The organism is Fusibacter paucivorans (assembly GCF_018390735.1).
Taxonomy (GTDB): Bacteria; Bacillota; Clostridia; order Peptostreptococcales; family Acidaminobacteraceae; genus Fusibacter; species Fusibacter paucivorans.
Window position 1 is genome coordinate 1 of record NZ_JAHBCL010000064.1, and the last position, 6,418, is coordinate 6,418.

A 6,418-nucleotide genomic window follows, 5' to 3' on the forward strand; every position below is an offset into this window, starting at 1 on the left:
CAAAATGCCGTTTCTCAGGTTCGTGCGGTGATGCGGGCTAAAAGCCCAACCAGCTTAATCGAGATATACATACAAAATGTTAGCGTGAACAGTTTATGCGACAAGCTCGAGGCTCTACACGCCGATCGTTCTACGCCTAGTTTGATAGGAGATATATACCAAAAAAAACATACCTCGATCAAACTGGTATGTTTCAATTATACGAACACGCCGATTCCCAACATTCCTTCCGATGTCACACTGCTTGCGAGGCAAGCACCGCGCCACTTTTTCCGCTGAGGCGTTAAAAGGAAGGAACATCGGGAATCGCGGGAACGTTAAGCAAAACATTTTCCTACAGACAAATGAAATATAGTATAATAATTATAGAAAGAGGTGATTATAATGAACACAGCAAAAGATTATGTTCATAAATTGATAGATGAATTATCAGAAAAAGAATTACCAGAAGTTCTTGATTATATCGAATATATTAAAGCAAAAAAATCAAAAGAAAATAATCATGATTTACAAGAAGCAAGCCAATCTAGTATGTCATTTTGGGATAATGAGATTGATGACGAGGTATGGAATAATGTATAAACAAGGAGATATATTATTAGTTCCAATACCATTTACAGATTTGACATCTTCAAAAAGGCGCCCTGTTTTAGTGTTATCAAATAGCAGTTATAACAATTCTTCTGAAGACATAATTGTAATCGCTATTACATCTAATATAAGAGGCGGGAAGCGCGAAATTTTATTTGATGATTCAGATATGATTGAGGGCTATCTTCCAAAAACTTCATGTATTAGATCTGACAAGGTTTATACTTTATCCAAAAGTATCGTAGTAAAACGATATGGAGCTTTGTCACAATCTAAAACACTAGATGTCAAGGAGAGGCTTATTGACATAGTTACTGAATGACCCGGAAGGGTTTTTCTTTTGTGATCAAAATACATAATTAGGAATTAAATGATTATTACGGAAAATGATTCGCATAACACTCCGGTTCCCAACATCCCTCTCGATGTCACATGCCTTGCGAGGCAAGTCTCGGTGCCACTTTTTCCGCTGAGGCGTTAAAAGGAAGGAACGATAGTGAATAGCGGGAACGTTAGCTAAAATTTCGTGCTGGTCATACCCTGATAAATTCATAATATTTCAAGGAGGTTATAGGATTGAAAACAAATTTACAACATATTAGATTAAATGTATCAGATATAGAAAGATCACTAAAGTGGTACACAGAGGTTTTAGGCTTTGAGGTAGGTAATTGTTGGCCGTTGGATAATCCGATATATTATGATTTTCTATCAGATAATGGTGCGACATTTTCTATTGGTCAAGTTAAAGGGGTGAATCCAAGTGGGCGTGTGAATTTTACAGTTGAAAACGTTGATGAGCTATGGGAAACGATAAATGATAAGGTTATAGTAATTGAGCCAATATTTGATACTCCCTGGGGAACACGAAAATTTACTATTTTAGACATAGACGGAAATGAATTGGGATTTGTAGTATGATTCTTAATATACTGGAGGCTTAGATATGGATAGGTTTGGATTGTGTGGATTAGAATGCGGAATTTGTGATTATATGAAAGATGGAAAATGTAAAGGATGTCATGTGATGAAGGGAAATTCATTATTTGGTGAATGCAAGTGGTATAGATGCTGCACTGAAAAAGGTTATGAGCATTGTGGGAAATGTAATGAATTTCCATGTAACGAATTACATACAGCACTTAAAGAGGTCAATGGACTCGCAGCTATTGATAACTTAAAAATTTATGGAAACTGATATTTATTCGAGAATTTTATATTCTGTGGCAGCTTCCGTACGAAACTTCTGCTAACAAGTCGATTCCCAACATTCCTTCTGATGTTACGAGACTTGCGACGCAAGTCTACTTGCCACTTTTTCCGCTGAGGCGTTAATAGGAAGGAACATCGGGAATCGCTGGAGCGTTAGGTAAAATACATAGGAGAAGCATTGATGAAAATAAAATGCACACAAATTGTTATGACAATATTAATACCATCGCTTTTAATGCTAGGATGTACACATACGCAAATTACTAATGATAATATAGGGAGTGTTAATAAGAATAATAAATCAGACATCGAAGATGGTGATACTTATAAAGACGTCTCTATTTTAGGAATCACATTTGGTACGAAATATCAAGAAGTTGTTGATATGCTGGGGGAGCCTATCAATATAATTCCAATTCAAGATGAGATGACCATTGTAGAAAAAGGGTATTACTCATTGCTAGAGTATAAAGATTATGAAGTAGTAGTTTATGATAATGAAAATTTCCAAATTTCACCTGATTGCATAATTGTTGAGATAGATGCTATAGATGAGGAATATGTAACTTCAAAAGGAATCCATATTGGTTCAACAATTGAAGATGTGATGAAAGAATATGGTTTAAAAAAAGAAGAAATATATGATAAATTAAATGAAGAGATTATAAGTAACATGAGAATTACTGGGCTAAGAGTAGATACATCAAAATTTGTAGATTATGATAAGTATTGTTTCATTACAAAAGAGGAGGATCCGAGAGCGTTAATCTTTTTATTTGAGGATAATAAAGTTGTACGTATATTGATTAGGCATTTAACTGCGGATTAAAAAAGCTATGTACTTCACCTAACACACCGATTCCCAACATTCCTCTCGAGGTCACATGCCTTGTGAAGCAAGCCATGCGACACTTTTTCTGCTTCGCATTAAAAGAGTGAGACGTCGTGAATCGCGGAAACGTTAAGTGACATATTAAATTGGAGAAAGTTTGATGAATAAATACCTAATTATAGCAATAATAGTATTCACACTAGCATATATTGTAATGGATGTAGTTTTGAATCGCAATTCTGAGATATTTAAAAAAATACAAGATAACGTAGCGTTTAAATACCTTAGTATTATTTTGGTTTTCATAATCGCTGTTTATTTTAATATGAGATGGATGGACACTAGAGATATAGTCAGTTTTAATAGTTTCATTAATGTGTTTGTTTATGGAATACTATTGAGATTATTGATAAAGTTAGTATGGAATAAAAAAGACAAAATTTAATACAACACCTAACACATCGGTTCCCGACATCATCTAGCGCTGCCACCTGTGTTCAGAGATTTTAACACAGGTGCCTTGAGCTGAATTGCCTACGGCAAAACACGATAGAAGATCGTGAATCGCGTGAACGTTATATGAAAGATGACTTTGTAATCAATAACAGAATGCATTTTTAGAAGAAAGGATGAATTCGTTATGAAAAAACATTTATTAGTTTTGTTGTTTGCAATGTTATTAATTAATTCAAATTGTGTATTTGCTATTACAAAGGATATTCAACTCCCTAATTTTCCAATTAATATTAATGGCATTGATATTAATAATAATTCGTTAAAATATCCATTTGTTATACATAATAATATTACATATTTGCCATTAACATATACAAATAATCAACTGACGGGGTTAAGTATGATATTAGACGAAGAGGGTGGGTTAATTTTAACAAGTAGCCATGAGATGATCCAATATGAAAAATACAATCCAATTATTAAAGATGAAAAAGATGCTATAAGAATTTTGTCAGCTGATACTGATTTTATTGAAGTTGTGAAGAATTTTGAAATACCTCATAATTATGAAAAATGTCCTTTTATGTATATAAATAATATTATTTATATGCCATTAACATGGGATATTTGTATTAATGAACTGCATTGGAATTACTCATTTGACAATGAAAAAGGATTACAGATAAATACAACTGACATTCCTCAAGTTGAAACGAATTGGAATCAAAATAATGAAATTATAATGGATAATGGTTTGATAATCAGAATCAAATATCAACTTTTAGCAATGGGATCAGGTAATTTATATATTTCAAGAGAGGGAAATTCTTTTGAACAGCTAGGGAATTCTAATTATATTTATGGTGTTGAAGGATATAATAAAATGACTGGAGAAAGTCATTTGACTACGAGTAGTTATGTTAAGTTAATTGGTGATGAATGGATAGAAATATATGGTCTTAATACAACTATAGAATGCGAAAGTCAATTATTAAGAATCAATATTTTCACAAATGAGGTAATAACTGTTGGAGAATAAGTCATCCATCATCTGAGGCGTTAAAAGAGAAGAACATCGGGAATCGAGAGAACATTATATGTAATTATTAGTTTGGGGAGGAAAAAATGAAAAGAATCAGAACAACATCAATAATTGGTATAATATCATTTATTATTGGAGCAATATTGAGATTAAGTGCAAGAAACTTAGCGTGGCCCAAAGAATATAGTTATGGTGTAGATAGATCAGAAACAGCTTGGGCTATTTTTGAGAACGGCTTATCTGATATAAGCATGATGATTATGCTATTCGGAGTTATTGTATGCGCGATTACAGTTGTGAGATACTTGTGGACGCAAGAAAAGAACAATTAATTAATATAATGAAAAAATTAATAACTACATATAACACAACGGTTCATTGACACTCTTTTCAATGACACAGCCCTTGCGAAGCAAGGCCTGCACCACATTTTCCGCTCCGCGTTAAAAGGAAGGAACGTTAGGTAACATTAACTTAAAAGAAAGGGAAATTATGAAACTAGAAAAGATTAATAGCATTATATCAGTAGTATTATCATTTTACATATTATTCAAATCACTCTATTTTATTAAACAGAGTATCATATTAAATGTGTTTAGTGTGATAGAGATAAATTATATAGATTTAACCTCAACAGCTACAATACATACTTTTTTTCTTTTGTTAAGTATCTATCTACTCGGAAATCCAAAGAAATTATTATCTAAAAATCCATATAATGATATTGAAATGATAGATGGAATAGGATGGGATACTATAAAAATTATTGGATTTATAATAATGCAAGAATACTCTATTCAAGTAGTTGGATCAGTTATAAACTATTTTTCTCTAATAGAGCATCAAATGCCAGATTATTTGATGCTTTCGAACACACTTCATATAATATTTGGATTACTGATGATTATTGTTGGGGGCGTATTATTTTATAAAACAAGTAGTGTGTATCACAAATTGATTAGAAATTAAGTTAACATCGCCTAAACCAGCTAATACTTGTCGATAGAAACGTAAAAAGTTTGTTATTCGTGTTTTGATCATACCAAATAAGCCTCGTGCCTGAGACTTTAAAAATATGCTATGATTGATGTAAAAATACAGTATTGCTTCTCAACATACAAAAAAACTTAGAAGTTTACATGATGTTGCTGTAAGCACTACGCGTTTAGGATTTCCACGTCAACCAAATGGTCATAATAATCTCTGAGTACCTTATTTGAAGGCTCTGTTGATCGATTGCTAATACCAGCAGTTGCAGCATAAGCAATCAATTGTTTCTTTGAATGAAAACGACTGATATCGCCAATTTTAGATAATATGATCGAAACTGAAGCGTTAAAAGCAAGGAACATCGTAAATCGCGGAACCGCTATGTGAAAAATTTAAACAGTAAATGTGCACGAAATGAGGTTAGAATGAAAAGACAATTTATTGTCATGATAATAGTATACTTACTTTCTTTATATGTTAACTTTTTTGAAGCGATCAAATATCCTGATGTGAACATTACAGTTGTGAACTTCATAGTATCTTCAATATTTGTAGTATTTTTTTATAAAGGCATTGTTAGTATTCGCGAAAAGAGTAATATCGTAAACGCAATCTTGTTAATGGGTATAGTTTTATCAGCATCAGTTAACCTTCTCTCTGAATTGGAAATACATTCTTTAGGGAAATTAAATTTTGTTTTTGATATCTTATCAAGCCTTCAATATCCAGCTTACGTTTTATTTGTAATTCCACTTTTCGGATTTAATATTCTGTTTCACGTTCAATATAGTATATTTTCATATATAGCAAGTGCATTCTACTTTTTTGTCTACATTATGAGGTTGTGGAGTAGAAAACATAAAAGATTAAAGGATAATCACGAGAGCTTTACATAATTATATATTTTTAAATTCATCACGAACACGCCGATTCCCAACATTCCTTCCGATGAGGTGTTAAAAGCGAGGAACATCTAGAATCGCGTGAACGTTAGCCAACATAATCATTTCGTATAAGGGGAATTTATATCTTAGTGGATTCATTCCGTTAGAGTTAGTGATTTGGAGCAGTTACTATTTTGTTAAGAGTGATGATATAAGAACCAATTGGTTGTTAATGGTAAGAAAGTAGGATTAAGTATTGAGAAAGTTAATTAGATGGATAATATTAGTATTTGATGATAGTATAAAAATAGGACAAGTAAAGTTGAGTCTTTTTAGAATACAAGATATAATAAACCCAATTCAAAAGGAGAAGGCTCATGGGAACAAAAAATCAAAAGCAATTTTCAAAAG

10 protein-coding genes are annotated in these 6,418 nt (G+C 32.2%); all 10 read left to right on the plus strand.

Going from position 1 to position 6,418, the window contains the following annotated elements:
- Window positions 1-279, plus strand: a 279-nt coding sequence (locus KHM83_RS19230) for a hypothetical protein (RefSeq protein WP_213238659.1), incomplete at its 5' end; no start/stop codon positions are given.
- A 105-nt stretch (window positions 280-384) separates the two neighbouring features.
- A complete protein-coding gene (locus KHM83_RS19235; protein ID WP_213238660.1) occupies window positions 385-582 on the plus strand; it encodes a DUF2281 domain-containing protein in 198 nt (65 codons plus the stop codon).
- The gene (locus KHM83_RS19240; RefSeq protein ID WP_213238661.1) at window positions 575-913 is read left to right on the plus strand and encodes a type II toxin-antitoxin system PemK/MazF family toxin; all 339 of its coding nucleotides are present in this window, start codon (window positions 575-577) and stop codon (window positions 911-913) included. Before KHM83_RS19235 ends, KHM83_RS19240 begins: the two co-directional genes overlap by 8 nt.
- Window positions 914-1,167: 254 nt before the next feature.
- Window positions 1,168-1,512 (plus strand): VOC family protein, encoded by a 345-nt coding sequence (locus KHM83_RS19245; RefSeq protein ID WP_213238662.1) that lies wholly within the window; start codon window positions 1,168-1,170, stop codon window positions 1,510-1,512.
- Between the two features lie 25 nt (window positions 1,513-1,537).
- A complete protein-coding gene (locus KHM83_RS19250) occupies window positions 1,538-1,789 on the plus strand; it encodes a DUF3795 domain-containing protein (protein WP_213238663.1) in 252 nt (83 codons plus the stop codon).
- Window positions 1,790-1,984: 195 nt separating this feature from the next.
- Complete coding sequence (locus tag KHM83_RS19255) at window positions 1,985-2,632, plus strand: hypothetical protein (protein WP_213238664.1); 648 nt, start codon at window positions 1,985-1,987, stop codon at window positions 2,630-2,632.
- Window positions 2,633-3,275: 643 nt separating this feature from the next.
- Window positions 3,276-4,130 (plus strand): hypothetical protein, encoded by an 855-nt coding sequence (locus tag KHM83_RS19260; protein WP_213238665.1) that lies wholly within the window; start codon window positions 3,276-3,278, stop codon window positions 4,128-4,130.
- A gap of 86 nt (window positions 4,131-4,216) precedes the next feature.
- Window positions 4,217-4,465, plus strand: coding sequence for a hypothetical protein (locus KHM83_RS19265; RefSeq protein ID WP_213238666.1), 249 nt, complete (start codon window positions 4,217-4,219; stop codon window positions 4,463-4,465).
- Window positions 4,466-4,625: 160 nt separating this feature from the next.
- Complete coding sequence (locus KHM83_RS19270) at window positions 4,626-5,102, plus strand: hypothetical protein (protein ID WP_213238667.1); 477 nt, start codon at window positions 4,626-4,628, stop codon at window positions 5,100-5,102.
- Window positions 5,103-5,548: 446 nt separating this feature from the next.
- Window positions 5,549-6,019 (plus strand): hypothetical protein, encoded by a 471-nt coding sequence (locus KHM83_RS19280; protein WP_213238669.1) that lies wholly within the window; start codon window positions 5,549-5,551, stop codon window positions 6,017-6,019.
- The last annotated feature ends 399 nt before the right edge of the window (window positions 6,020-6,418 follow it).

Excerpts from the sequence above, each read along its gene's own strand:
- KHM83_RS19235 (WP_213238660.1), top strand. The coding sequence starts at position 385 with ATGAACACAGCAAAAGATTATGTTCATAAATTGATAGATGAATTATCA.
- KHM83_RS19240 (WP_213238661.1), top strand. The coding sequence starts at position 575 with ATGTATAAACAAGGAGATATATTATTAGTTCCAATACCATTTACAGAT.
- KHM83_RS19250 (WP_213238663.1), top strand. The coding sequence starts at position 1,538 with ATGGATAGGTTTGGATTGTGTGGATTAGAATGCGGAATTTGTGATTAT.
- KHM83_RS19255 (WP_213238664.1), top strand. The coding sequence starts at position 1,985 with ATGAAAATAAAATGCACACAAATTGTTATGACAATATTAATACCATCG.
- KHM83_RS19260 (WP_213238665.1), top strand. The coding sequence starts at position 3,276 with ATGAAAAAACATTTATTAGTTTTGTTGTTTGCAATGTTATTAATTAAT.
- KHM83_RS19265 (WP_213238666.1), top strand. The coding sequence starts at position 4,217 with ATGAAAAGAATCAGAACAACATCAATAATTGGTATAATATCATTTATT.
- KHM83_RS19270 (WP_213238667.1), top strand. The coding sequence starts at position 4,626 with ATGAAACTAGAAAAGATTAATAGCATTATATCAGTAGTATTATCATTT.
- KHM83_RS19280 (WP_213238669.1), top strand. The coding sequence starts at position 5,549 with ATGAAAAGACAATTTATTGTCATGATAATAGTATACTTACTTTCTTTA.